General features: G+C 53.7%; 34 protein-coding genes and 2 pseudogenes. 17 read left to right on the forward strand and 19 right to left on the reverse strand.

The annotated features are described in order from the left end of the window. Positions 1-126: 126 nt before the first annotated feature. Together BA066_03100 and BA066_03105 are read right to left on the reverse strand one after the other, a co-directional pair. Positions 127-555 carry a DUF86 domain-containing protein gene (locus BA066_03100; GenBank protein ID RDD53660.1) on the reverse strand — a complete coding sequence of 143 codons (429 nt, stop codon included), beginning with the start codon at positions 553-555 and terminating at the stop codon, positions 127-129. Beyond that, positions 530-952 (reverse strand): nucleotidyltransferase domain-containing protein, encoded by a 423-nt coding sequence (locus BA066_03105; protein RDD53661.1) that lies wholly within the window; start codon positions 950-952, stop codon positions 530-532. Before BA066_03105 ends, BA066_03100 begins: the two co-directional genes overlap by 26 nt. A gap of 58 nt (positions 953-1,010) precedes the next feature. Here BA066_03105 and BA066_03110 point away from each other — a divergent pair, with 58 nt between their 5' ends. Together BA066_03110 and BA066_03115 are read left to right on the forward strand one after the other, a co-directional pair. Then, on the forward strand, positions 1,011-1,190 hold the full coding sequence (locus BA066_03110; GenBank protein RDD53662.1) for a hypothetical protein: 180 nt from the start codon (positions 1,011-1,013) through the stop codon (positions 1,188-1,190). Between the two features lie 420 nt (positions 1,191-1,610). Continuing rightward, entirely contained in the window at positions 1,611-1,817 is a 207-nt protein-coding gene (locus BA066_03115) for a hypothetical protein (protein RDD53663.1), read from the forward strand. A gap of 344 nt (positions 1,818-2,161) precedes the next feature. On the opposite strand, the gene BA066_03120 is transcribed toward BA066_03115, so the two are convergent. Both BA066_03120 and BA066_03125 read right to left on the reverse strand, forming a co-directional pair. Then, positions 2,162-2,380: a hypothetical protein gene (locus tag BA066_03120; GenBank protein RDD53664.1), complete on the reverse strand. Its 219-nt coding sequence runs from the start codon at positions 2,378-2,380 to the stop codon at positions 2,162-2,164. Positions 2,381-2,430: 50 nt separating this feature from the next. Beyond that, positions 2,431-2,994: a hypothetical protein gene (locus BA066_03125; protein ID RDD53665.1), complete on the reverse strand. Its 564-nt coding sequence runs from the start codon at positions 2,992-2,994 to the stop codon at positions 2,431-2,433. Between the two features lie 203 nt (positions 2,995-3,197). On the opposite strand from BA066_03125, the gene BA066_03130 reads away from it, so the two are divergent. Further along, the gene (locus tag BA066_03130; GenBank protein RDD53666.1) at positions 3,198-3,536 is read left to right on the forward strand and encodes a hypothetical protein; all 339 of its coding nucleotides are present in this window, start codon (positions 3,198-3,200) and stop codon (positions 3,534-3,536) included. After that, a complete protein-coding gene (locus tag BA066_03135; protein ID RDD53667.1) occupies positions 3,517-3,852 on the forward strand; it encodes a HEPN domain-containing protein in 336 nt (111 codons plus the stop codon). Before BA066_03130 ends, BA066_03135 begins: the two co-directional genes overlap by 20 nt. Positions 3,853-4,005: 153 nt before the next feature. Here the strand turns inward: BA066_03135 and BA066_03140 are convergent, their stop codons facing one another. Both BA066_03140 and BA066_03145 read right to left on the reverse strand, forming a co-directional pair. After that, on the reverse strand, positions 4,006-4,269 hold the full coding sequence (locus tag BA066_03140) for a hypothetical protein (GenBank protein RDD53668.1): 264 nt from the start codon (positions 4,267-4,269) through the stop codon (positions 4,006-4,008). Continuing rightward, positions 4,266-4,628, reverse strand: a complete 363-nt coding sequence (locus BA066_03145; protein ID RDD53669.1) for a hypothetical protein — start codon at positions 4,626-4,628, stop codon at positions 4,266-4,268. Before BA066_03145 ends, BA066_03140 begins: the two co-directional genes overlap by 4 nt. Positions 4,629-4,957: 329 nt before the next feature. Here BA066_03145 and BA066_03150 point away from each other — a divergent pair. The 6 genes and pseudogenes from BA066_03150 (at position 4,958) to BA066_03175 (ending at position 8,091) form a co-directional block, all read left to right on the forward strand. Then, positions 4,958-5,325, forward strand: a pseudogene (locus tag BA066_03150) (HEPN domain-containing protein). Then, positions 5,285-5,692 (forward strand): nucleotidyltransferase domain-containing protein, encoded by a 408-nt coding sequence (locus tag BA066_03155; protein ID RDD53670.1) that lies wholly within the window; start codon positions 5,285-5,287, stop codon positions 5,690-5,692. Before BA066_03150 ends, BA066_03155 begins: the two are co-directional and overlap by 41 nt. A gap of 98 nt (positions 5,693-5,790) precedes the next feature. Further along, complete coding sequence (locus BA066_03160) at positions 5,791-5,997, forward strand: hypothetical protein (protein RDD53671.1); 207 nt, start codon at positions 5,791-5,793, stop codon at positions 5,995-5,997. Positions 5,998-6,036: 39 nt separating this feature from the next. Beyond that, a complete protein-coding gene (locus tag BA066_03165) occupies positions 6,037-6,468 on the forward strand; it encodes a CPBP family intramembrane metalloprotease (GenBank protein RDD53672.1) in 432 nt (143 codons plus the stop codon). Positions 6,469-6,836: 368 nt separating this feature from the next. Continuing rightward, positions 6,837-7,679 carry a GNAT family N-acetyltransferase gene (locus tag BA066_03170; protein ID RDD53673.1) on the forward strand — a complete coding sequence of 281 codons (843 nt, stop codon included), beginning with the start codon at positions 6,837-6,839 and terminating at the stop codon, positions 7,677-7,679. A gap of 157 nt (positions 7,680-7,836) precedes the next feature. Next, complete coding sequence (locus BA066_03175; protein ID RDD53674.1) at positions 7,837-8,091, forward strand: hypothetical protein; 255 nt, start codon at positions 7,837-7,839, stop codon at positions 8,089-8,091. A gap of 786 nt (positions 8,092-8,877) precedes the next feature. Here BA066_03175 and BA066_03180 read toward each other — a convergent pair. The 4 genes from BA066_03180 to BA066_03195 all read right to left on the reverse strand — a co-directional run bounded on the left by BA066_03180 (position 8,878) and on the right by BA066_03195 (position 10,254). Next, complete coding sequence (locus BA066_03180) at positions 8,878-9,279, reverse strand: type II toxin-antitoxin system VapC family toxin (GenBank protein ID RDD53675.1); 402 nt, start codon at positions 9,277-9,279, stop codon at positions 8,878-8,880. Next, positions 9,279-9,521 carry an AbrB/MazE/SpoVT family DNA-binding domain-containing protein gene (locus tag BA066_03185; protein ID RDD53676.1) on the reverse strand — a complete coding sequence of 81 codons (243 nt, stop codon included), beginning with the start codon at positions 9,519-9,521 and terminating at the stop codon, positions 9,279-9,281. The genes BA066_03180 and BA066_03185 overlap by 1 nt, the downstream gene beginning before the upstream one ends. Before the next feature lie 117 nt (positions 9,522-9,638). Further along, positions 9,639-10,043, reverse strand: coding sequence for a type II toxin-antitoxin system VapC family toxin (locus BA066_03190; GenBank protein ID RDD53677.1), 405 nt, complete (start codon positions 10,041-10,043; stop codon positions 9,639-9,641). Continuing rightward, positions 10,033-10,254, reverse strand: coding sequence for an antitoxin (locus tag BA066_03195; GenBank protein RDD53678.1), 222 nt, complete (start codon positions 10,252-10,254; stop codon positions 10,033-10,035). The genes BA066_03190 and BA066_03195 overlap by 11 nt, the downstream gene beginning before the upstream one ends. Before the next feature lie 702 nt (positions 10,255-10,956). Here BA066_03195 and BA066_03200 point away from each other — a divergent pair. The 4 genes from BA066_03200 (at position 10,957) to BA066_03215 (ending at position 12,509) form a co-directional block, all read left to right on the forward strand. Further along, positions 10,957-11,205 (forward strand): hypothetical protein, encoded by a 249-nt coding sequence (locus tag BA066_03200; GenBank protein ID RDD53679.1) that lies wholly within the window; start codon positions 10,957-10,959, stop codon positions 11,203-11,205. Further along, positions 11,187-11,606, forward strand: a complete 420-nt coding sequence (locus tag BA066_03205) for a PIN domain-containing protein (GenBank protein ID RDD53680.1) — start codon at positions 11,187-11,189, stop codon at positions 11,604-11,606. The genes BA066_03200 and BA066_03205 overlap by 19 nt, the downstream gene beginning before the upstream one ends. 317 nt (positions 11,607-11,923) lie before the next feature. After that, entirely contained in the window at positions 11,924-12,166 is a 243-nt protein-coding gene (locus BA066_03210) for a DUF433 domain-containing protein (protein RDD53681.1), read from the forward strand. A 19-nt stretch (positions 12,167-12,185) separates the two neighbouring features. After that, positions 12,186-12,509 carry a hypothetical protein gene (locus tag BA066_03215; protein ID RDD53682.1) on the forward strand — a complete coding sequence of 108 codons (324 nt, stop codon included), beginning with the start codon at positions 12,186-12,188 and terminating at the stop codon, positions 12,507-12,509. 216 nt (positions 12,510-12,725) lie between these two features. On the opposite strand, the pseudogene msrA reads toward BA066_03215, so the two are convergent. Then, a pseudogene (gene msrA, locus BA066_03220) lies at positions 12,726-13,302 on the reverse strand (peptide-methionine (S)-S-oxide reductase). 322 nt (positions 13,303-13,624) lie between these two features. Between msrA and BA066_03225 the strand changes: the two are divergent. Both BA066_03225 and BA066_03230 read left to right on the forward strand, forming a co-directional pair. Beyond that, positions 13,625-13,852, forward strand: a complete 228-nt coding sequence (locus BA066_03225; GenBank protein ID RDD53683.1) for a hypothetical protein — start codon at positions 13,625-13,627, stop codon at positions 13,850-13,852. Beyond that, entirely contained in the window at positions 13,833-14,189 is a 357-nt protein-coding gene (locus BA066_03230; GenBank protein RDD53684.1) for a type II toxin-antitoxin system VapC family toxin, read from the forward strand. The genes BA066_03225 and BA066_03230 overlap by 20 nt, the downstream gene beginning before the upstream one ends. A gap of 487 nt (positions 14,190-14,676) precedes the next feature. On the opposite strand, the gene BA066_03235 is transcribed toward BA066_03230, so the two are convergent. Together BA066_03235 and BA066_03240 are read right to left on the reverse strand one after the other, a co-directional pair. Beyond that, entirely contained in the window at positions 14,677-14,970 is a 294-nt protein-coding gene (locus tag BA066_03235; GenBank protein ID RDD53685.1) for a hypothetical protein, read from the reverse strand. A gap of 30 nt (positions 14,971-15,000) precedes the next feature. After that, positions 15,001-15,357 carry a hypothetical protein gene (locus tag BA066_03240; protein ID RDD53686.1) on the reverse strand — a complete coding sequence of 119 codons (357 nt, stop codon included), beginning with the start codon at positions 15,355-15,357 and terminating at the stop codon, positions 15,001-15,003. A 190-nt stretch (positions 15,358-15,547) separates the two neighbouring features. Here BA066_03240 and BA066_03245 point away from each other — a divergent pair, with 190 nt between their 5' ends. Beyond that, the gene (locus BA066_03245; GenBank protein ID RDD53687.1) at positions 15,548-15,814 is read left to right on the forward strand and encodes a hypothetical protein; all 267 of its coding nucleotides are present in this window, start codon (positions 15,548-15,550) and stop codon (positions 15,812-15,814) included. A 14-nt stretch (positions 15,815-15,828) separates the two neighbouring features. On the opposite strand, the gene BA066_03250 is transcribed toward BA066_03245, so the two are convergent. The 6 genes from BA066_03250 to BA066_03275 all read right to left on the reverse strand — a co-directional run. After that, complete coding sequence (locus BA066_03250; protein RDD53688.1) at positions 15,829-17,070, reverse strand: hypothetical protein; 1,242 nt, start codon at positions 17,068-17,070, stop codon at positions 15,829-15,831. Positions 17,071-17,236: 166 nt separating this feature from the next. Beyond that, entirely contained in the window at positions 17,237-17,803 is a 567-nt protein-coding gene (locus BA066_03255) for a hypothetical protein (protein RDD53689.1), read from the reverse strand. Next, a complete protein-coding gene (locus tag BA066_03260) occupies positions 17,751-18,167 on the reverse strand; it encodes a hypothetical protein (protein RDD53690.1) in 417 nt (138 codons plus the stop codon). Before BA066_03260 ends, BA066_03255 begins: the two co-directional genes overlap by 53 nt. A 608-nt stretch (positions 18,168-18,775) precedes the next feature. Beyond that, positions 18,776-20,212, reverse strand: a complete 1,437-nt coding sequence (locus tag BA066_03265; protein ID RDD53691.1) for an ATP-binding protein — start codon at positions 20,210-20,212, stop codon at positions 18,776-18,778. 306 nt (positions 20,213-20,518) lie between these two features. Then, positions 20,519-20,866 carry a hypothetical protein gene (locus tag BA066_03270; GenBank protein ID RDD53692.1) on the reverse strand — a complete coding sequence of 116 codons (348 nt, stop codon included), beginning with the start codon at positions 20,864-20,866 and terminating at the stop codon, positions 20,519-20,521. 87 nt (positions 20,867-20,953) lie between these two features. Further along, on the reverse strand, positions 20,954-21,991 hold a 1,038-nt coding region (locus tag BA066_03275; protein ID RDD53693.1), incomplete at its 5' end, for an ATP-binding protein.

Below are 21,991 nucleotides of genomic sequence, written 5' to 3' on the forward strand. Positions count from 1 at the left end.
AATGCTGTGTTCAGGTCATCAGCAGCTCCCATGCTCCTCAAGCCCTGCATCCGAAGGAAGCTGATCCTCTCGCCCAAGCAGGGTAAAAGATATTCCCAGGAATGCGAGCAGTTCTATGAAATGGGATCAGGGATCCATTCCTTCCTGTTCTATGTATTTCAGGAGCTTTCTCATTATTTCATCCATCTCCTCCACCCTCTGCAATAGCGAATAGAGCATCTCATGATCCACTTCCGCGTAGATATGGACGAGTATGTCTCTCAAGCCCGCCATCGAGGAGAGCCTATTCCCCTCCTCAGCTGTGAGAACTCCATGATTGGCAAGCTCCTTGCTAACTTCTTGATACCTAGAGGGCGTTAGCCAACCCTTCTTGGATATTATGAAGCTTCCCGTATCCAGGAGGGCCTCTATAGCGACATGAAAGTTTCTCTCAGTGGCGTCAATTACCAGAGGGTTGCTGAGAAACTCCTCCTTACTCATCTCTTTTACCTTACTCAGCTGGAGCGTTGCCCTCCTGAACCTCTCTATCCTACCTATCAGACCGGGACTGGGCACCTCTGATCGCCTCCATCATCCCTTTAGCCATGATATCGTAGTGATACTTAAAGTCCAGGAACTCCATTATCGCCCTGGCCTTGTCCTCCGCCAGCTGCGTCTCATCTCTGACCAACACAACTATCCCCTCCTTGAAGATCTCATAGCGGAGGGGAGGAGGGGCATCGTCAAGATCGACTGGGTGGACAGGCATTCCAATCTCAAGCTCCAGCTCCGAGGCAAGCCTTCCCAGCTCCATCAGATCCGGCTTTCTATGGAGCTTTAAAGCTAAATCAACATCGCTGTCCTCCCTCATCTCCCCTCTTGCTGCCGATCCGAATAGTATCGCATAGATAACGCTATCCTCTCTGAGCAAAGCCCTGTTTAGCCTCTCCTTCAGCACGATCAGCTCCATCATGCGATCTGCTTTTGAGTGCTTAATAATGATGCTTGAAGCTGGGAGCTGCTGGGCTTAGATGAAATCCGATGTTCGGCAGGAGATACTCTGTGCAAACCGCTTTCTCCGTGCGCTGAAAGCACTTCAGCAGGCGTTGAGAAGCTCATATCTCAAAATTCTTCTCAAGAGTGAAGATAGCGTTCATTGGAGCCGCTTAATCCGCCAGAAGATCGAAGAAAGGCCATTCAGGTGCCTCTAATTATCTTCAAAATGAGATCAGCGGCTTCTAAACAAAATAAACGATGTCTCCTCACCAACTTGAACATGAGCGTGTCACCGCATGTGCAAGGAGCTCCTGGACTTGGGCACTGAACATGGGCAGCATCCTCCTATTCCCGGACTCTCAAGCAGCTCTCTAGCCTCCCCGGCCTCGATGAGGCCCCCGGTTAGCCTGCAGGGAGCGATCCCAGGGTCGAGGCGTCGAGCATTGAGGAGACGGGAGCATCAGCCCATCTGCTCACCCTGACGCTCGATGGCTTCGCCCGAACGCGCAGCGGGGATGCTAGCGGACGAAGCCTGAGGGAGCAAACCTCAGCGGCCCGGTCCATCCTTGCCACGATCCCTCGAGCAGCCCCGGGCCCGCCGATAGGGTTATAAGGGGGGCGCGCGATGACTCTCTGTGAGGCTGAGCGACGAGCTTGTTGAGAGGATAATAGAGCTGGCGATAAATCACCTCAGGAAGAACTCGGGGAAGAGGGTGAGGATCGGGGATGAGGAGGTCGACCTCGGAACCCTCGCGGAAGCCCTCTCTAAGATGAGCAGGGACGCTAAGAGGGAGCTAGCTGAGGAGATAGTGAACGCCGTCCTGGGCCAGAAGGAGTGTTGAATTCAAGCCGGGATTGGGAACCTTCCTACTAGCGGATGATCCGAGTCCCGGAAGCGTTACGGCGTCGATGATCACGAGCCCATCGCTAGAGCTTAGCAGGGGTCTGGGGCGATCGTTGAAGAGATCACGGGGACATGGAGTAATGTAAGCGTCCATCGACCAGCCTCCCTGCGAAGAGCATTCCTTCACTTCCAGGCTGTATCTCAAAGCGGAGCTAGTATACATCCACTTTGGAGGGTTCCAGTCCAAGGAGCGTTAACGCCGTTCCACCGATGGCGTAGAAAGAAACCTCCCCTGAGGTGAACCTCGAGGCTACATCTTTCAAGAGCATAATCAGGGAGTTCCTATCCATCCAGAACGACCTCCTGCTTTTTCGGCCATCCAGGCACATCTTTTCCTCTAATGACAGCTTCTATTGCCCAGTGTCTAGCTAGAAAAGGCTTGTTCCTTCTGTAGAAAGTCATGCACAATCCCTTAAGCCTGTAATCATCCGCTAGGAGGCAGGCATGATCGAACACCTCCTGAGGACTCAGTTCCCTCCTGGGCAACGCGTACTCCCTCATTTCGGGTAGGAATAGTGGAACACCGAAGCTGGGAAACGCTGAGAAAGCGGTCAAGGTTCCTCCCCCCATCCTGCCCTGTTCCTGATGATGGCCTGCTTCCCATTCGTCCATAGCACAACTCCACCGTTCACCTTGAAGCGAGAGGCTAGGTGGGAGTGGTAGCCGACCAGAAGTTCGTGGAGAGGTCCCGACTCGGGTTTCGCCATGTGGTGGGATACGGACATCCTATAGGGAAGGACCTCAATCCAGCCCTCATCGGTCAACAATCTGAACCACCTGTGGAAGGTGGCTCTGCTGAGGAGGGAAAGCCTCATCACCTGACCGATATCCAGAGGCCTCGGGGCGGAGAGGAGTATCCTGACCGGGGCATCCGAGAGGAGCCTGGGGTTGGGTATCAGGTTCATTTCAATAGCCAGGGCTAGGGCCCTGGCGTGGGTCGTTCCTGCCAGGGAGACGACACCTTCATGAAGCTCCGTCAGGCCCTTCCCCCTGAGATCCCTGAGCAGATCGTACATGGAGGATCTTGAGAGGTTCAACCTGGAGCGAAGCTCCTCCACCGAGGTGCTCCCTGAGACTAGCACCCTCACGACCTCGAATCCAGTGGGCGAGAGCATTCCGTTTCATTCACCCGGACAGATATATAAATTGGTCCGGTGATATGAGACAGTTCCTAAACCTGGGCCCTGACAGAACCCTCATAAACTATGCCTGTGATAGAGTGGGAGCACGCTCCGCGGATCGCTCCCGGGTGAGCGGCTCGGGAGGTGACCCACCTCAGAGCGGAAACGTTTTTACTGCGACCAGCCCGTCAGTCGTGATGATCGCCATAGCCGAGAACCTGAGGACCGAGAGATCCTGGAGGGAGCTGATCAGGGCTCTGATCCAGGAGCTAAGCGAGCTCCTTCCGGACAAGGTCAGGCTCGTTGTTGCCCTCCCCTCCCCGGAGGACAGGCTCTACGACTCCAACGTGCTCGTGATGCTGGATGAGTGCGACCCGAAGGCGAGCATGCTCGTGATGAGAGCAACGGTTAACGCTGAGGAGAGGCTCGGGGTGGGGGGAGTGCTCAGCCCCCTCGTGGTCGGGCCCGAGGACAGGGACGCAGTGGAGAGGTTCAGGGAGCATGGCGGAGAGGTCCTTGAAGGTAAGGAAGAGTGAGGTCCTGTTCGAGGAGGCGAGGAAGGACCTGGAGGTGGGCTGCTATAACAAGGCGGTGAGCGCCGCCTATTTCTCAGTCAGGCTCATGGCAGAGGCCCTGATAGGGGACATTCGGACGACGAAGGACGATAAGATAGCGAACGCCCTCGGGAGACTGCTGGGCCGGGATGCGAGGGAGAGGATGATGTGGCTTTTCGGGGAGAGGAAGAGGGCGGATCACAGGGTCCACCTCTTCGACGAATCGACGGCCACGCAGGTGCTCGAGGTGGCCAGGGAGCTGCTGGAGAGGATGAAGGGGAGGATAAGGGACCTCTGAATGGAATTGCTGCCTCCTGGCCGGCCCATAGCGTAAGCGCTCCCCTTCTCGGTCCCATATCCATCGCTCTATGACAGCTCCACGTAAAATGATGCGCATGATTCAGCGTTGCACTGGGTGAATCCGCTCCCTTTCCATTTGCGAGGTCGGATATCACCGATCCAAGGCGGGAAAGCCAGGGCTGACCAATCTCTCCTTGGAGAGTATCCTCCTCACCCTCTCCCCGTTCACGCCCATCTCCACCAGTACGTCCTCGATTCCCCTTCCCTTATCCAGCTCTTCCGCGAGTCTGACGGCCTTCTCATAGCCGATCAGATGGGCTAGGATGGTTATCAGCGCCCTGCTGGACATCGCCAACTCTTTGCACCTCTTCTCGTTCACCCAGATCCCTTCCAGGCTTCGGATCAGCTTGCTCATGCCTCACTCAGCAGATCTACCTCCCTGATCAGGGTCCAGCCAGCCAGGGGAATGCTCATGGACAGCTCCAACTCTCCCAAGAGGCCTGCGGAGGTTAGGGAGGCGTCAAATCCGATCAAGTGGCTGACCGCCATCTGGACCGCTTCCTGCGTCACGGGATTCACCTTGCCCGGCATGATGCTGCTGCCAGCAAGCCCGATCCCCAGCCTGATCTCGTTGAAGTCCGTGGCCGACCCGGAGAACATGAGCCTGATGTCCTGCGACAGCCTGTGAAGGTCAATGGCTATGGTCCTTAGGACTCCGCTGACAGCTACTAGGCCACTAACCAGCCTCATCGATCTGGACCTCACCCTCTCCATACCAGGAAGACCTTACCCCTCCCGCTGAGCCTCAGACCATCGCAGTCCATCATGAACACGCGTGAGCCTCCAATTTAAGCTCTGTGTAGCAGACTTCAAGCTCGGGAATCGTATGAATTGCGTGATCACTAGTTTTGAGGGAGGCAGATCGGAGGGCGAACTCCAAGATCGTATTATCCAGTCAAACTCCCCCGATAAGCGGAACACGGGCGATACCATCATCTTTAGCTCGGCTGGTCGTGAGGGTCCTGCACCTAGCTGGACGGGGGAAGGGAGTTTTATATAAGCTCGCACCCTTTCATCCTGTGGAGAGGATATACGAAAAGTGGATGGAGAAGGCCAGAAGGTTCCTTCAGGTGGCCAGGAGGGACTTGGATGATGGATACTACGATTTCGCAGCACTTAACTCTCAACAGGCCGCCGAGTTCGCCTGAAGGCCCTGCTCATAAGGAAGACTGGATACAAGCCCTACACCTACTCTATATCCGAACTGCTCGACGCCCTCTTTGAGGTACTCGATGTCCCAGATGCCCTGAGGGAATGCGAGGGCTTGGAGGAACACTATGTTCAAGCTAGGTACCCGGACGCCAGACTGAGGGATTACAGGAGGGAGGAGGCGGAGAAAGCGGTCGATTGCGCGGAGGTGATAGTCTCTTATGTTGAGGGGATTCTTGAGGAGGATGGTAGAGAGGGATAGAAAGAGGAGAAAGAAGCTTGAGGAGATCGTGAAGAGGTACGATGTCACAGCTGTGTTGTTCGGCTCAAGGGCCAGGGGAGATGCCACTCCAGCAAGCGACTACGACCTGCTCCTGATCTACGAGGACTCATCCACCTTGGAGCGACTCCTAGGAGACCTCAGGGAGGCACGAATTCCCGTGGATGTCTATTCCTTCACACTGGAGGAGGCTTTAGAGGCCCTTCCATACTCCACCTTGATTCTGGACGCCCTGACGGAGGGGATAGTCCTCAAGGAGAGCCTTCCCCTGAAACCGCTGACGGAGAAGCTGAAGTCTCTGAAGAGGAGGGGGTACAGGAGAGTGGAGGGAGGCTGGATCATCCGTTGAAGTGGTGAGGATCACGCGGAAACGTTTTCATCCCTCCTCTCGGTCAGAATGGGTCGGATCCGAGCTGGGTGGGATATCACCGGCCTAGGGAATGCGCCATGTCCCCTGGACGTGGGTGGGAGGGATCCCGCGTCGGTAAGATCGTCGCTGTTCTGGAGACAGCGTCCCTCGAAGCTACCTTCTTCCTGATCGCCTGCTATATCTACGCCACGCGCACCTCCCTCGCCCTTCACGGCTGGCTGACCAAGGCCGCGATGATCCTCCTGGCCATTCTGGGAATAGCTATTCACGGAATCACCGAGTAGCTACGGGCTCTCCCTCAGGAACCCGAGAAAGGATCTGAAGTGGAGCCTCTACATCCTCCTGATCATGTTCGGCCCGGGGGGATCGTCGCTTTCCTATGCATCCTGGCGGGGCTGGGATCTCCCGGGGAGGTGAATTTGGGTAGGCTGGCTGGGGACGCCCTCTGCTATCCAGTCATGGTTGGCTTCGCTGAGGAGCTCCTCTTCAGGGGCTACGTGCAGTCCAGGCTCAACGAGGTGCTCACCCGCGAGTACGGCAGCCTGATAGGTTTCAGGTTCACCTGGCATCAGGGGACCCTGATAACAGCGATATTCTACTTCGGCCTGCCACACCTGCTGACGGACATCAATCCTTTCACCGGGGACTTCGAGGTGGGCGCGGGGACAGTCCTGATAGCCCTATCAGCGTGCTTCCTCAGGATGATCTTCGGGGTAATGAGGGAGAAGACCGGGAAGTGGTCCTCCCGACAGTGACCCACTTCAGCATCGTCTACTCAACCTTCTCGCTGTTCCCCAGCTTGGCAGGTGGAACTGCCTCGATCATCGCCCCCATGGTCTCCCTGTTCGTGTTCTTCCTCAAGCCGTTCCAGTACTTCGTGAGCGATGATTACTGATCTTCTATCCATCTTCCCGTCGCAGGTGGGGAGAGGGGCGAATCCGATTCGCTTTACACCGATGCGCTGGTTGGCCCCATGACCGGGTATCTGCCTCCGCTTCGGAGGTTCTGTTCCGCATCTCTCGTCAGGTCAGGAGAGCGGACTTCCTTTGGTGCTTTGACGAAAGCGAGCTGAAGATCACCTCCAGTCGGCTGAAGAAAACCAAATTAGCACAAAGATATCCAATTGCCAGGTGATGCCGTGGTCCTCGTGAGGAGGATGGGGGACGAGGATCTGGAGGAAGTCGGGAAGATGTACGCCGACTTCTACTCATACCACAGGAGGATAATGGGGAGCGACGTAACCTACCCTCCGGAGTGGGGAGTTGAGGAGCTGAGGTCCGTTCAGGGCGAGGTGCTCGTTGCTGAGCTCGACTCTCAGCTAGTCGGCTTTGCCAGGGTAAAAGAGGACGAGGGAGCTTATTTCCTCAAGGAGATATACGTAAAGCCGGAGTTCAGGGGAAAAGGGGTGGGAAGGGCGTTGCTCAGGGCCTGCGAGGAGGTGGCCGGCGGTAGGCTTTACGCTAGCGTCATCCCAGCAAACCTGCCAGCGTTGGACTTCTTCCTGAGGGAGGGCTACTCATTCTTCAACACCATCGAGCTCACCAGGGCCGAGGGGGATGTGGAGACCGTCATACTGGGGAGGGTACTTGAGGCCGTGACGCCCGCTGGCTTCAACATCGGGGACCTGACATACGAGGTTCTGGATGGTGAGTACTGCGTTTCCATCTGCGGCGAAGTTCCCCAGGACTTCCTGGCCGTGGTGAAGGAGCCAGAGGGAATGACTGTGATCAGCAGGGAGGGCTGCGGTGAGGAGGCGGACTGCGGGTACAGGATCATCAAGTTCGGGAACCTGCCGCTCGAATTGGTGGGGCTGATGGCCGTGGTCTCCAACTCCCTGGCCTCCGAGGGCGTTTCCCTGCTAGCCATCTCCTCCTACAGTTCGGACTTCATTCTGGTGAAGGAGAGGGATTTGGAGAGGGCCCTCAACGCCCTGAGTAGAATACCCCACCTGAGGAGGATGCGTTGAAGCGCACGCCAATGGAGCACGGGGACTAACGCACGGGGGAACATTCGTCACTAATAGCTCGCTTGAAATGGGAGGTGAGAAGGGCTCGGGTACGAATACGGGAACTGCGCTTCACGATACCGTTATAACCGGAGGCCACCCATTTTACAAGAGCGACATGACGCTGAGCCTAGAGGAAATAGAGGAGCTGGTTCTCCGGAGGAAGTGGCTGCTCTCCGAACTGAAGAGGCTCGAGGAGAGGTACGGAATGGATAGCGAGGAGTTCGTCAGGTCGTGGAGGGAGGGCCTCATCCCTGAACCCGATGACCCCGAGGTCCATGGGGATTTCATGGTCTGGGAGGCCTTAGTTGAGGAACTCGTGACAGTGGAGAGCAAGCTTAGGTCCTTAGGGAGAAACAACCTTGAAGCTTAACGAGAGGATATATCATACGTCACTAAGCTGCTTAGGAGTCACGGATTCCGTAACGTGGTCTTGAGGGTCCTCAGTCGGTCCACTCCCCACGGTAGGTTGGTACAGGATCGAAGCGATTTCGGCAAGTCATAGGATCGTCATCACAGAATTTGTCAGGGAATCGGTCGAGAAATACTCATGCACTTTCATCTCCGGCTCGGAAATCCTGCCAAGGTACGATAACGCACCTCATCACCCGTACATCAGCACACACCCACACCACAAACACGAAGGTAGGCGGGTAGCTCCGCTGGAAGATCCCTCTATAGAATCATTCCTCAAGGAGGTCTCTAACATGATCTCGATGAAGTAGATGAGAGTGATGGATGCGTTTTCCGGTACTTCATCACTTCATCCTCTCTCTCCCACTCTCGGGAGTGGGTGCTTGCAACCTCCTTTTCCGCGCGCTATGATCCCTCTCTGAGGATTTTCAAGGTGGAGATCGCGGCCAGGAGGGCGTAGGGTCCCAGAAGAACTATTAGAGGTGAGAAAACTCCGGAGGGAGCACATCATGATGGCTGACATTTATAATTCCCGCGGGAGCATCTGCAAGACTCCATTGGAGCCCCTGATGAAAGAGAGCTAATGTGGACCGCAGGGTAAACCTAGGTTCTCGAGATAACACCCATGGGCCTGGGCATGTTGTGCGCAAGGGATTGAGGTTCCAAAGTTGGGGAGAATTACCACACTCAGCGGAATCTTAGAGAGGAAAGCAGCATTCAGCTAGAAGCTTTAGAGATCTCGCTCCTACCATTCCATCGGATCGATTCTCCTCAACCCCTCTATCCCGTTATACGCCTCATCGAACGAAACTATGGTGGAATCCAGGCTCATCGCTAATGCTGCATGCAGGGAATCGAAGAAGGAGAGACCGTATTTCCTCCTGATCCACGCAGCCCTCATCGCTTCCAAGGGAGTGAGTTGAGTCGTTCGGCCGTTAAAGAGGGAAAGGAGAAGCCTCAGGTCCTCCTCCAATTCCAATTCCATCGATCTAGATCTGTAGATCAGAGACATCTCGATCAGGGCTACCAAGGAGAGGTGATAGCTCTCATCAGAAACAGCCGCTTCTATAACGCGTGAAGCGACCTCATGATGCTTATCGGATTTATTTATGAAGGCCAGGAGTACATCCAGCTCGATTAAGGGCATCAATCGGCGACCTCCTCATTCACCAGTCTCTCAGCGATCCTCTTAGCTTCTTCCCAGTTAAAGGGAAACTGTCTAGATCCTTTCAACTTTTTGAGGGCCTCTTTCGGATCATCCAATGGGATGAGCTCCATTTTTCCATCTTTAACGATGAGCAGGAACCTTCTGGATCCTATGGACTCCCTCAACCTCTTCGGGATAAGGACCCTCCCTCTGTCGTCCATCTCAACTATGTGGGTAGACATCAGTATCTACCCACTCGTGGGAAATATAATGATTATCCCCACAAAAGGAGCGCTGTCCCGCACGCTCTTTTGTGGAATGGGCCGCAAGACCCACGCACCAACTACCTTTCTTGCATTTCAGGGTCTCAACAGCACCAGCTCCAATACCGGTTCCACTTCTTTTATCTTCTGAAAGTCCTCATCCAACGAAACCAGAACTTCCTCAAGCCTCAGAGAGATGGAGGCTATCAGGATGTCCGCATCGTTTACAAGCGTTCCCCTCTCCCTGAGCCTCGACCACAGGAGGGAAGCGACCCTGGCATCCTCGTAGGTGAACGGGATCACCGGTAGTTCGGACAGCATACGAACGATGATCCCAAGCTCCCTCTCACTTCCCCTCCTGGCCAGGTAAGCCGCACCTCTCAGTAGTTCGTAGGCAGTTATCGATGTGACAGCCATCTCCCCGACCCCTATCTCCTCCAGCTTTCTGACGAATCTCCCGTCCTTCAGTACCCGCAGGATTGTGGAGGTGTCAAAGATCAAACTCCCTCACCCAGAATCCCCTTCTCTCCTCCATGATTATCTCTTCTATGTCAGAATCCTTCAATTTCCCGGCATATCTCCTCAGAATTTCAAGTGATCTCTCCCTGTTCCCCCTGATGAGCCTCAGTATCACGTCGGAGAAAGACTCCCCCTCCCTCTTCAACCTCGATAGCTCCTCGTAGACCTCGTCCCTCAAAGATATGTTCTTCATATATGTGCATATTAGTGTGTGCATATATAAAGCTGCCGAGTGGACTATCTGGATCGGGCGCACGGTGAACATGGCACACAAGCCAGCAGCATGGCTCTTTGTCCTCTCCCTTGGCTCATAATGATGCCGCGCATTTACTGTGATGCTGAATGGTTCTAAGATAACCAGATATCCCGCCACCAACAGCTCCAATCCCCGTCCAATGGGAAGATGCTGTCTTCAAAGAGAGCTGAATTGTGCGTAGAGCAGGCTCCACCTCCCATACTTACTGTCAAGGGACCCTAGATAGCACGGCCAAACCACCCTTGTCGTCACCAGTAAGACCATTAGGACCATCCTATCCAGCTAAGGCCTCATCACCCGTGAACCCCAAGAGGGTAAGAGAACCGGGAACTAGAGGCTCAACCCTCCTCCTTCAGGATATTCGCTGCTCCTTCGGACGCCAAGTGGCTCCAATGCAGGAATACAATTTAATACAATTAGGTAAGCCCTCCTCAGGCATTACCCACAGTTTCCGCATCAACAGCTGCTCACTCCCACTAAGCATATCGCGACACTCGGAAGTCATCCGTCCCTTCGCGTAAACCAATACATTCCCTTCACCATGCTCAACGCGACTCGATCGATCATGAGACTGAGGATTGATGCTCAGTCCCAGTGCGGTAAGTCATATTTTTATTACATTAATCGTATTACGATATGATGTCGGTGGTCGTGAGCTTCAGGATAGATAGGAGGATCAAGGAGAAGATGGACGAGCTCAGGCACATCAACTGGAGCGAGGTGGTCAGGAGGGCTATAATGGAGACGATAAGGAGGGAAGAGGAGAGGAGACATAAGAAGGACCTATCCAAGATCAAGAAAGCTGTTTTCAGTTCAGAGAGACTCTCCAGAAGGGTGGAAGGATGGAGCTCCGTGGAGGAGATAAGGAAATGGAGAGAAAGGTCGTAGTTGATGCCTCCGTGGTGGTAAAGTGGTTCGTCGAGGAGGAGCACTCCAAGGAGGCGAGGCTCCTGAGGGACGCATATGCCTCCGGGGCGATCGACCTAGCGTGCCCAAGCCTCCTGCCTTATGAGGTGATGAATGCCCTCAAGTGCTCGGGCGCTTTCGGTGAGGAAGAGCTGAAAGAGGTGGCTGAGACGCTCGATGACTTTCAGCTCACGCTCTACGACCTGTCGGGGGAGCTCGCGAAGAAAAGCATCGAACTGGCCATGAGGAAGGGGATAACAATATATGACGCATCCTACGCCGCCCTCGCCGATCTTCTAGGGGTCGTTGCCTACACGGCCGACGAGGAGCTTCTGAGGAAGGCGAAGGGGAGGATGAGGCACATAAGAGATCTTGAACTATGAGGTCAGGTTCACCGCATGGGGTTCACGGTTGGTAGACTCTGGTCTACCAACCGCTTGGGATTCATTAGGCTCGGTCTCTCTTGGGTTCATCGGGAGCATGTAACCCAGCCCAGAGCCCTCATGGGTGAACCTTTCCGCCTCTTCAGCAACATCAGAGGCCTCGAAACCAAGCGGTAGAAGGTGCTCGGGCTCTGGGAGAAACCAAGCATCTCGATGTATATGTTTATCGCACCACACAACTGCCTGTCGAGCACGAGCCCACACCTAGGGCACTTTACAACCCTGGCGATTTTATACCTGAAGCGCGGCAATCAAGGATGGTGGGTGCGTTGGACGAACTCCTCCGCAGGATCGTGGTCGATCCGAGGATAATGGCCGGAAAACCCGTTATAAGGGGTACCAGAATCACCGTTGACACAATCTTGGAACTGTTGGCATCCGGAATGAGTCCAGAGGAGATAGCGGAGGATTACGGAATAAGCGTCGAGGATGTGAGGGCAGCCCTGCTGTACGCAGCCAGAGTCTTGGGGAGAGAGGAGGTTCTAGTTGACACGCAGTAAGCTCCTATTAGATGAGAATATGGGTCTGAAGGTCTATGAGGAGCTTAAGGAGATGGGCATCGATGTGCAAAGCGTCCTACTGGAATGTAGGGGATGTGAGGACACCAAGGTCATAGAGATGGCAAAGCAGCATGATAAGGTAATCGTCACTATGGACAAGGATTTCGGATACCTCGCCATTTCCCAGCACCCTCCAGGAATCATCCTCTTAAGGCTCAGGGATCTCAGCATACCTAGCAGGGTGGCAGCGACGTTGAGGGCCGTAAGGCTCGGAGAGGGACTCTACGGTCACATCACGGTAGTAACAGAGACCGTCATCAAGAGGAGACCGCTGATGCCTTAGAGGGCTTCCTATCCAGATAGGTATAGGAAGCAAAGGCAATGCTCCCTGAGAGATTCTTCGAAAGACAGCTGATAATAACGCCCCCCAGACTCTTACCTCCCGATTACAGGCTATCCAGAGATATCGTGGATAAGTGGATGGACATCATATCTTAAGAATGCGGAAGAGTTCAAGATAACTGGAGATATGATGCCCGACGTTTGGTGAGAGCGTGTTCTATTCTATCCAAGAGAATTGAGAGGAAAGGCAACGCGGAGAAGAGCAGGATCTTGGGGGATGCTGTGAAAACGGGAAGGGACCCCTGCCTGATGCGTCGTGATACAGCATGAACCCGGGTCCGTTCCTCAGGTGATAGCCCTGATGGTGGTCCTCAGCGGGGTAGAAGACCTTGAAGGGCATTATCTCAGTCACTATGGGACCTTCGAATATGCCGGAAAGGCGGATTCTCCTCTTGGACTCCTCCGCAAGCTCCCTCTGGTGCTCGTTCAGGAGAATATGGTCGTCCTGTACTGGCTTCCCATGTCGGAGAACTGACCTCCCGGATCGGTCAGATCCACGTTCCTCCAGAAGACCTCGAAGGAGCCTCTCGTAAGATACCCTCGACGGATCGTACCTCACGAGGACGGCCTCATAGTGACCTGTGCGTCCGGAGGAGACCTCCTCGTAGGTGGGGCTCTCCTTCCACCCGCCGGTGTATCCGCTCACAAGCATCAATTACGCCCTTCACCCTATCGAAGGCATACTCCATGCACCAGAAGCAGCCACCAGCGAATGCGGCCCTCTCCTCCACCATGCAGCGACATCATCTCCCTGGGGTAAGCATTAAAAGGGTTTCGAGAGGTTGGGGGAATGTATGTGAGCTTGTTCTACCCTCTATAAACCCAGGACAGTGCCTCTTGAGGGCCCCATCCTTCCTCGAAACTAATGGATTATCTCAGCGCTCACCGTAAATTGGACCATCCGGCACATCATCTCCCCAAGAGCTCCACCTTGTAAGTTCCCTTATAATCCCAGTAAGGAGCAAATCACAGCGGGATACTTCTCATTATCTCCCTCTACATATGTGGATGTCTAACATACAAATAATTTTTAATTTGTGAATTCAATAATTCATGATGCCTAGGACCACCATCTCCATAAGCTCGGAACTCAAGAGGAAGCTCAGCGCTCTCAAGAGAGAAAAGACTTGGGATGAGTTCCTCTCTGAGCTGCTGAATTCCGTCCTGAGTTCCGAAATAAGGGACTTGGAGGATTTCCTCCGAAAGACCTCCGGTGAGAGGGACATCCCATTTGAGAGGGTGAAAATCCGGCTGAGGGGGGAGGATGGAGGGGGTACTGGTTGACACGGATGTGCTCATCGACGTGGAGAAGGGGAAAGCCTCACTGCCGCGAACCCAGCTCTTCATATCCTGGATATCCCTATACGAGTTCCTGAGGGGAAGGAGGGACTTCGAGGCTGCCAAAGAGAGGATGGAACGGGTTTTCACAGTTCTCCCACCGATGAATGATGTCCTCAAGAAGGCTATAGAGATCTACAGGGATCTCAAGATCAGGGGAGAGATGATAGATGAGAGGGATCTGATCGTGGCGGCAACGGCCATCTCGAACGGTCTCCCCCTCCTCACGAGGAACCGCAAGCATTACGAGAGGTTACTGGATCATGGCTTGGTGCTGGTGTAGACAATGAGAGGGATTTCTAATGCTCGCGACGGCCCAGTCGGTGGGTGAGAGGAATCCTAAGGTATCAGATTTTCTCGCTAGGGTTCCAAGCACATATCCATCTTAAATCGAAAATTTTTGCCCTTAAGCTCGCAACAGAGGGAATTTAGCCCCTCTTTGGTCAGGTATCCCCTCCTCCTGAGCTCTTCAAGGAGACCTATCGTTCCCTTAACCTCAATATCCAGCAGATTAGCTATCTTTCTGGCTTTACAGAAAACACGCTAGAGAGCTCTACTGCTTCAGTAACTAGGTGAATGGCGTCGATAGGTTTAAATAATCGGCAACCTCGTTGAAAAGCAGGGATCAATAATCCCGAGTCCCTCCTGGAGGGATAGGGATAACGGGGTCGTGGCAGACCCCTTGCCTCTACGGTGGGATGGATGCAGACGGAATAGAAGGGCTGTGAACACCGAAGAGATGAACACCGTAGAAGCAAGAATTCCCTTGCTTAAGCAGGGGGAGTGTCAAGGTCATCCAGTGCGCACCTCACATCCTTTCCTTCACCGCGAAGATGCATGCATATCCCCAAGAAGGAGACCTCCCCTCCTCCCAAACTCAAACGTACGTGGGAGGGGAGACCTCCTGACACTGAGGAATTCACCCTCACCAATCCACCCTTAATCGCCTCTAGAAGTTCTTCTCTTACGTTCTTCACCTCTTCGATAACCCTCTCTGTGGTAATCAGATCATAAATCTCGCTGAGGTTCTTCAGGAGGGTTTTACCATCGGAAAGAGATAGCAAGCGGTAAACACGGAGGCATCGACAACTAGCTCACTCCTGCAGGAGGACCTCAATACCCTTCCTCCTCAGTAGGGACATGAACTCATCAACGGACATGCCAGCTATCTCAGCCGCTTTTCCCAAGCTTGCCTTCCCCTTAACGTAGAGGTTGATGGCTATCTCCTCTCTCCTCTTCTCCAAGTCATCTTTTATGGCCGAGTTAACCGTGAACTCGGGGAAGGTCCGGTAGACGAGGAGAAGGAACTCGTCTTCACTGAGGCCTCTCCTCAGCTCCCTCAAATCTTCTATCTCCCTCAGAACGTCGTTTATAGAGAAACCCAGCTTCTCTGAGAACTTGCCAGCTTCCTTTATGAGCTTTCGTCTGACCCTCAATTCCTCCTCGGTCAAGGAGACTCCCTTATCATCGCCCTTACTAGGCCGAGCTGGGAGAGCTCCTCGATATCTTAGTCGAGGACCTCGCTGTACTGTCCCATATAATAGGGCTCAAATTTCAACTCCCTCCACAGAACCTTCCTATCCCTAGACAGGAGGAATGCCAATTTCTGAATGTCGAGCTTTCTACGAGTCGAAGATCAGGATGGTCTACAGGGAAAAGAGAGGAAAGGAAGGATACGTTGAAAGTGTGACGATTGGAAGGAGGGATATGGCTCATCCTTTCTACTATGACCTCATACTCGTCACAAAGGAGGGAAGATACGTGAATGCTTGGACCAGTATAAAGCGAAAGATCTCCAAAGTGGATCCCGAAGTATTGGACCCGATAATGGACGCAATTAATGGAAAAGTCGAAACTTTAGTAAACCTTCTTGAGGAGCATGGGCCACTGGAAGACTACCTAGAATGATCAAGGACCTTGCCCTATCTAACATTCCCGTGTGAGAAGTCCTCGTTCTTGACAGGTTGGAGCTTCTGAATGTGGCTGTCTATGAAGCTAACATGATCATTCTTCCAAAGTTCCCAATCTTCGGGAAAGCTCGTGGAGTCGCCATAGAATTGCTCCCTTCTAAGTACTCCGAGACCCCTCATTATCCTAGGATATAGGAATATCATTTTAGTGCTTTTGTTGGCTACTAATTGAAACCAACTGAAATCTTCCATTTTTGAGCGGAATATTGTTTCAAAAGCCCCTAGACATTCCCTAAATTTTTCAGGTTCTATTCCTATCTCCCCAGCGATGGCCTTGATTTCCCTTTCGCGTTCCTCCTCCCAAATGAAGCCCCCCCAAGACATGAGGAACACCTGAAAAGCCCTAGGCATTATCCTCAGCAACTCGGGAGATGGTAGTCTGTTGAGTAACCACCTATCTAGGCTAATATCTACCCTACCAGCTAAGATCTCAGATAATGTGAGAAGGGAGAACACCTTGAGCCTGTACTGGAGATAGCTGGCTGCTTGGGTAACTGGGTGATGATCCGGATCGTCTACGCCAGCTCCCTTCAACTCATTAGCGACGTTATTTCTTAATTTCCTAACTTCTTCCATCATCGAAATGTCCAAGATAGTCCTCAGGCGATCCTCCGGATCGAACCATAGAAGCCTTCCGACTAGCTCCCTATGAATGGCTCTAGCAAGCACCCGGTACCTGACCGGGCATTCCCTATCGCAGTTTAGGCATTCAGGCTTGACATTGTCGTTCCTGCACGGCATGAGGCCCCTCACCTCCTCCTTGAGAGTGTCGAATTCCCTCAGCAGATAGTATTCCGTCAGGAACGCTCTTCGCCAGTGTTTGTGCAAGAAATTTCCTCCCCTGAATAAGTCTGCGTTTCTGAAGATTATGCGCCTGTTATCGAATTTACTCGGGGGATTCCTGTGGACCAGCAATCCCCTGACTGCAACACCCTTACCTCTGAACTTATCAGATACGTAGACGACCGTGCCGAGCAGGTGAAGGGCAGTCTTGTATACCCCATCGCCTCCCGCCTTGCTACTGACGAGGAGCCACCTCTCCTGTTCCCCTAACATTTTGATTCCCAACACATCTATATCCGTGAAGAGAGCATCCTCCTCTCTAAGCTCAACCCTGTTCAGGACAAACCATCCTGCAACAGCTAGCTCGCTGGCAATTCTTAGTTCTAAGTCCAATCCCTTCTCAACTTTCATTTAAAGAGGAAAAAGTATCTTTCAAAATAAGAGAGTATCTACCTGCTTTTCCACTCCAGCGGGCTCTCTAATGTGTTTCTTCTGGACGGATTCCCATGTCCTCGCTTGATATTCGCGAAAAATAAGACGTGGATCAATCACCTTCTTGTTGTGAGTCGTACGTAGCTCACTCACATTCCCTCAGTCTCCTCTCTATGAAATCGGGCAGGTCCCTGGGGGGCTCCCCTACCACTATCAGGAAGCCCCATGCCTCCGGGTCGAACCTGTACTTCTCCGGCACCACACCCTCCTCTATCAGGTCCTCATACCCGTGAAATTTACCCTCATCCACCTCCAGCAGTCCTTGGAGCATGGCGTTGAGCACCGTCAGGTAGTAGCCGAGGAGGAACCTTTCCTCCAGGGACAGGTCTTTGACGCAGAAGATGAGCGAGACGACCCATCTCTCGGAGACGACCAGCGGAGTGTGAACCCCTAGGTAGAAGCTGACCAAGGGTCTGCCCTCCCTCCTGACGGGGGCGTTCCACAGCACGAGGCCCCTCCAGTGGTAGCGGGACAGGACGGAAGACCCCAGCAGAGTCACCGGCTCGTAATCGAAGGGCTTGTACATGTCCAGGTCCCAGTAGAAGTAGTGAATCTCTAGGCCCTTCCTACGCTCGACTAGGACCCTCTTGGGCCTCCTATCAATGAGGACTATCTCCCTCCTCCCGCCTGATGGAGTAGACCGGCCTGCCATCGATCTCACCAACGACGGTCAGGTCCTCAAGGGAGATGATGCGGATCCCCTCTCCTCTGAGGTCCCCTATCACCCTCAGGATGGATGCGATCTCCTTGATCTTCTTAAGGAAGGGGGCCCTGGGGAGCCCTCTGAGCTCGAGGACCGTCGCCTCCTTCAGGTACTCCCTTATCAGGGTGAAGCCCTGCCTCTCCAGTTCGGTCAGATCCTCAGAACTCAGGACGAGCTCGACGTCGTCCAGAAGGGAGAGTAAATCTGTCATGCCTTCACGTAGTGAAACTTGGTCCAAGTTAGAGAGCCTTTCGAGGAGCTCCTCCTTGAATGCCTCTGATCCCGCGCGGGTCCGCCTGCTCTGAACCGTCATCGAGATACGAGGGATTGGAGGCAGATAAATCTATCTGACCGAAGGGCGTGTTCCCATTCTTCCACTTATGAGTTATGATCCGGAAAATTTGGGGAATAACTTTTATGAGCTGAAACTGACATGAAACTTCGCGCGTACGGATGCTTCCTAATATAGTATAGGGGAAAAGTGTGGTGATGCAAGGTTAAGTATCTGCAACATGAACACCCCAAGGGGATTAACATGTTTGAGTTAATTAGGTCATGACAGTGGGAGAGTCTCCAACTACCATAGAGGTGTTTCACCTAGGAAAGGCACATTATCAAAGTTCTACGCAAAATCAGGACCAGAATCAGAGCGAGGGGAAATAAGCCACTAGAGGTGATTCAATGGCATCATTTCAGGAAATAAACGTTAGAAGATGAGGTATTAACTTGTCTAAAAACAGCGGTTAGACTAGCTCAGACAGAAGAAGACCTGCGTGTAAGGGCATCGGAGTGTATAGAGGAGAAAACCCCGATCTCATCGTTTGGAGACATTAGATGCCTGGAGATCGAAAACCGTCACTCTACGAACTTACTTGTGCGATTGAGCGGCGGAAATGGCCTTCCCTTACGCACGATAACTCCTCATATCATGAGGAATAGCCAAAGAGGCACGTAGAGCATTCCCCCCTCAGCTTTAAGATCTCCTCCGTGGATTACAAGCCTCCTCCCGGATGCCCTGGAGATAGCTCCCCCTCTCTTCCTCCCCCAACCCACCTCAATCATCATCTCACCCCTCGATCCTTCCAGGAGAAAATCCACCTCACCGTTCTCTATCACATATCTCAGGCCGGAGAAACCGCCCCTCCTCAGGAAGGCCACCTTCCTGAGGGATGCTGCGACCGCCTCCTCAGCCAGCAAGCCAAGGTTGTCCTCCTGGTATCCTGCGATCCTCCTCAGAGCGACCCTTATGGTGGGAGTGGCGAAGTAGTACTTGTTCGAGACGCCTCTCCTGTAGGCGACCTCGCTCCGGGGTCTCACCGCGAAGAGGAGCTCGCATTTCTCCAGAGCGTCCATGACCTTAAGGAGTGTCTTCTTATCCATTTTAGCCTCATCGGCCAGCCTACTCAGGCTGGTGGCTGCACCCTGTGAGAGGGCCAGCGAGTTCACGAGCATCCCAGCCTTGAACACGGTCTCATCATCGAAGCCCCTGAAACCGGTCAGGTCCCTCTCCAGAGCCCTCTGAACCGACTCGTACACCTGATTCCACGCCAACCACCTGTCTCGGGAGAGGGCTGAGAACGCAAACCCACCGATCCTCAGATACTCCTCCAGATCTCTCCTGGGATCAAAACCCCTGCTGGCCCCTATCACCCTGCTCTCCACATTCCTCAGTTCCTCCAGGGCTTTTTCCGGGGAGAGCTCGTATATGGCCCTAGCCAAGTCGCCAGCGAACTCCGTCCACCTGAGGGATCCCCTGATCATGAGGTACTCACCGAAGCTCAGGGGGAACATCGGCTCCACGACGGCCCTCCTGGCTAGATCCGCGTTCTCAGCAACCCTCAGGTGGAGGGAGGAGGAGCCGGTCACAATGAACCCCATATCTGGGTCCTTGTCGTGAAGGGCCTTCAGCTCCAGCGGCCAGTTACCGGAGTAGGTGACCTCGTCTATCAGCATCACCTTCCTCCCCCGGCTGGAATGGCTCAGGAATGCCTCGTAGGCCTCGACTATGCTGTCATTCCCCGTGTATGCCTTCATTATATCCACGGGGAGGTGCAGAACGTTGGTCGGGTCCAGCCTGCCCATCAGGTACTCGTAAAGCTGCCAGAGCAGGGTGCTCTTGCCCACCCCTCTGAGACCAGGGACCACGATGAGCCTGTAGTCTGATTCGCCGGAGAGGAAGGAGCCTAACAGGGATTTCATCCTGTAAAAGATCCATCTCCTGAATCTCTTTCTGTGGCGCTTGTACTCGCTTGGAGCCGAGGTGAGCCTGTTGAGGACGAAGTCGCTCACGCTCAACATTGGTGGATATGATTCCACCAGACCTATATAAATATTGGTGGAATGAGATCCACCACTCATGAATCAATCGGGTTGCGAGGGGCCTCCTAATCCCTCGGTCAGTTCTTCGAGTTCTGCGGCGTTAAATGGAACCGTTGCTCAACCTGAACGGCTGCATGGTCATTTCAAAGGTTGCACGACTCGATCAGGTAGTTCTACGAACTTTAGGTTTCCCTAAGAGCCAGAGCTAGGTAAAGCGAGCGTATTGATCTGGCGTTCCCCCTCGCATATTTCTTCAACACTAGGATCGCGGAACTGACTTACGAGCCCGTGGAAATTGGTGGGCCGAGATGCTAGGCATCAGACCTTGGGGGATCTCCTAGATGGTCAATATTCGGGACCTTCAAGCTCTCTCAGCAAATTTCTTAGCGCAGTCAATCTCCCGCTCTTACTTAGCAGATCCTCTAGAAGTTTCTCGAAACCTGGGGGCTGATGCATCCTGCTTATCTGGTGGTGCATCTCCCTGACATCACGGCTCAGGCCATAGGACTCGATGTCTATCCCAGACTCCCTGGCCGAAGCTAAGAGGAACTCCTCGAGGTTTCTATCCAAAGCGACGATCCATCCCCTTCCGCACCTGAAGACCCTGATGCCGTACTGTGGAAGCGAGCGAGCATGATCCTCCTCGCATTTTCTGGGGATCGTGCCCTCGTGGTCCGAGTCAACCAGTCCCACCCCTCCCCTTTCCTCCTACCTTCGGGTGCCTCCCCCTGAGGCCGAGGACCTCAACTAGCTTCCCATCAGGGTAGCACTCCACCCAGATCATCCCATATCCCCGATCTTCATGAAGACATCTGCCCCCTCAGCGATGATCTCCCTGATCTCCGAGGCCTCCAAGCTCCTGAACTCGCTCACGCCACCCTCATTTCTGGCCACGTAGACGGAGAGATCCGCGTCAGGCACCTTGTCCACGATCGTCTCCAAGAAGTATGGGTTGTGGGTGGTGATGATGTAGGAGTTCGATTCGTTCATTGCCAGCCTCTCCGCCAGGAACTTCACATAGAAAGGGAATGCATGAGCCTCCGGTTCCTCCATCAGCACCAGAGATTTCCTGTTCGTCTCGATCGCTGCGAGGAAGAATATGAGCCTCCTCAAGGTGTCGGAGAGCATGTAATCCCTTATCCCGAGTACCTCCCCGGTGGGGAGGAATCTGAGGAACATGACCCTCTTGCTAGGAACTTCGAGGCTCAGCCTCAGGCCGACATCATCCAGCAAGGAGCTGACGATCCTCCTCAACCCTCCGCGTATGCCGAGGACGTGCATGAGATTCGGGCCGTCCGGAGGGATCAGCTCCTCGCCCCAGAACACCACCCTCTCTGGGCTGGAGAACCTGTAGAACTTGACCCTGGGGAGCCTCCCTTCGAGCTCGTCGATTCTAGAGAGCGCAGACCTGCTTGCGGTCACTGAATCGATCTCATTGTACCCACTGAGCCGGAATACTTCCATAAACTCTTCGCCTTCCAGCCGATAGGAGATGCTCAGGGCCTCCGGGGAGTATGTGAATGCAGCCTCAATGAGGCCGTCCATCTCCAGCCTGACTGTGGCGGGCTCGTCCACGGAGAACATGAAGAATGGATCCTCCTTCCTCCTGATTCGGGTGAGCTTGGTGAAAATGGGTTTGAGGTCCCAAAGACGAACCTCATCTTCCGATTCGTATCCGAGCACGATTCCGGATTTTTCGTAGCTCGAGAGCTGACCCAATAGAGTGAAGGGCGCCAGGGCCTCAAGCAGGTTGGACTTCCCCGACTCCGGAGGCCCGAGCACCAAGTTTACCCTTTTCAGCTCCAGAATCGCCTCACC

It is taken from the genome of Candidatus Korarchaeota archaeon NZ13-K (assembly GCA_003344655.1).
Classification (GTDB): Archaea; Korarchaeota; Korarchaeia; order Korarchaeales; family Korarchaeaceae; genus Korarchaeum.

What these genes read in the sequence shown, in the direction of transcription:
- BA066_03105 (RDD53661.1), bottom strand. Translation starts at nt 952, where the DNA reads ATGATGGAGCTGATCGTGCTGAAGGAGAGGCTAAACAGGGCTTTGCTC.
- BA066_03110 (RDD53662.1), top strand. Translation starts at nt 1,011, where the DNA reads ATGAAATCCGATGTTCGGCAGGAGATACTCTGTGCAAACCGCTTTCTC.
- BA066_03120 (RDD53664.1), bottom strand. Translation starts at nt 2,380, where the DNA reads ATGAGGGAGTACGCGTTGCCCAGGAGGGAACTGAGTCCTCAGGAGGTG.
- BA066_03125 (RDD53665.1), bottom strand. Translation starts at nt 2,994, where the DNA reads ATGCTCTCGCCCACTGGATTCGAGGTCGTGAGGGTGCTAGTCTCAGGG.
- BA066_03130 (RDD53666.1), top strand. Translation starts at nt 3,198, where the DNA reads ATGATCGCCATAGCCGAGAACCTGAGGACCGAGAGATCCTGGAGGGAG.
- BA066_03140 (RDD53668.1), bottom strand. Translation starts at nt 4,269, where the DNA reads ATGAGCAAGCTGATCCGAAGCCTGGAAGGGATCTGGGTGAACGAGAAG.
- BA066_03145 (RDD53669.1), bottom strand. Translation starts at nt 4,628, where the DNA reads ATGGAGAGGGTGAGGTCCAGATCGATGAGGCTGGTTAGTGGCCTAGTA.
- BA066_03155 (RDD53670.1), top strand. Translation starts at nt 5,285, where the DNA reads ATGTTGAGGGGATTCTTGAGGAGGATGGTAGAGAGGGATAGAAAGAGG.
- BA066_03160 (RDD53671.1), top strand. Translation starts at nt 5,791, where the DNA reads ATGTCCCCTGGACGTGGGTGGGAGGGATCCCGCGTCGGTAAGATCGTC.
- BA066_03175 (RDD53674.1), top strand. Translation starts at nt 7,837, where the DNA reads ATGACGCTGAGCCTAGAGGAAATAGAGGAGCTGGTTCTCCGGAGGAAG.
- BA066_03180 (RDD53675.1), bottom strand. Translation starts at nt 9,279, where the DNA reads ATGCCCTTAATCGAGCTGGATGTACTCCTGGCCTTCATAAATAAATCC.
- BA066_03185 (RDD53676.1), bottom strand. Translation starts at nt 9,521, where the DNA reads ATGTCTACCCACATAGTTGAGATGGACGACAGAGGGAGGGTCCTTATC.
- BA066_03195 (RDD53678.1), bottom strand. Translation starts at nt 10,254, where the DNA reads ATGAAGAACATATCTTTGAGGGACGAGGTCTACGAGGAGCTATCGAGG.
- BA066_03200 (RDD53679.1), top strand. Translation starts at nt 10,957, where the DNA reads ATGTCGGTGGTCGTGAGCTTCAGGATAGATAGGAGGATCAAGGAGAAG.
- BA066_03205 (RDD53680.1), top strand. Translation starts at nt 11,187, where the DNA reads ATGGAGAGAAAGGTCGTAGTTGATGCCTCCGTGGTGGTAAAGTGGTTC.
- BA066_03210 (RDD53681.1), top strand. Translation starts at nt 11,924, where the DNA reads ATGGTGGGTGCGTTGGACGAACTCCTCCGCAGGATCGTGGTCGATCCG.
- BA066_03215 (RDD53682.1), top strand. Translation starts at nt 12,186, where the DNA reads ATGGGTCTGAAGGTCTATGAGGAGCTTAAGGAGATGGGCATCGATGTG.
- BA066_03225 (RDD53683.1), top strand. Translation starts at nt 13,625, where the DNA reads ATGCCTAGGACCACCATCTCCATAAGCTCGGAACTCAAGAGGAAGCTC.
- BA066_03230 (RDD53684.1), top strand. Translation starts at nt 13,833, where the DNA reads ATGGAGGGGGTACTGGTTGACACGGATGTGCTCATCGACGTGGAGAAG.
- BA066_03245 (RDD53687.1), top strand. Translation starts at nt 15,548, where the DNA reads ATGGTCTACAGGGAAAAGAGAGGAAAGGAAGGATACGTTGAAAGTGTG.
- BA066_03250 (RDD53688.1), bottom strand. Translation starts at nt 17,070, where the DNA reads ATGAAAGTTGAGAAGGGATTGGACTTAGAACTAAGAATTGCCAGCGAG.
- BA066_03255 (RDD53689.1), bottom strand. Translation starts at nt 17,803, where the DNA reads ATGGCAGGCCGGTCTACTCCATCAGGCGGGAGGAGGGAGATAGTCCTC.
- BA066_03260 (RDD53690.1), bottom strand. Translation starts at nt 18,167, where the DNA reads ATGACGGTTCAGAGCAGGCGGACCCGCGCGGGATCAGAGGCATTCAAG.
- BA066_03265 (RDD53691.1), bottom strand. Translation starts at nt 20,212, where the DNA reads ATGAGTGGTGGATCTCATTCCACCAATATTTATATAGGTCTGGTGGAA.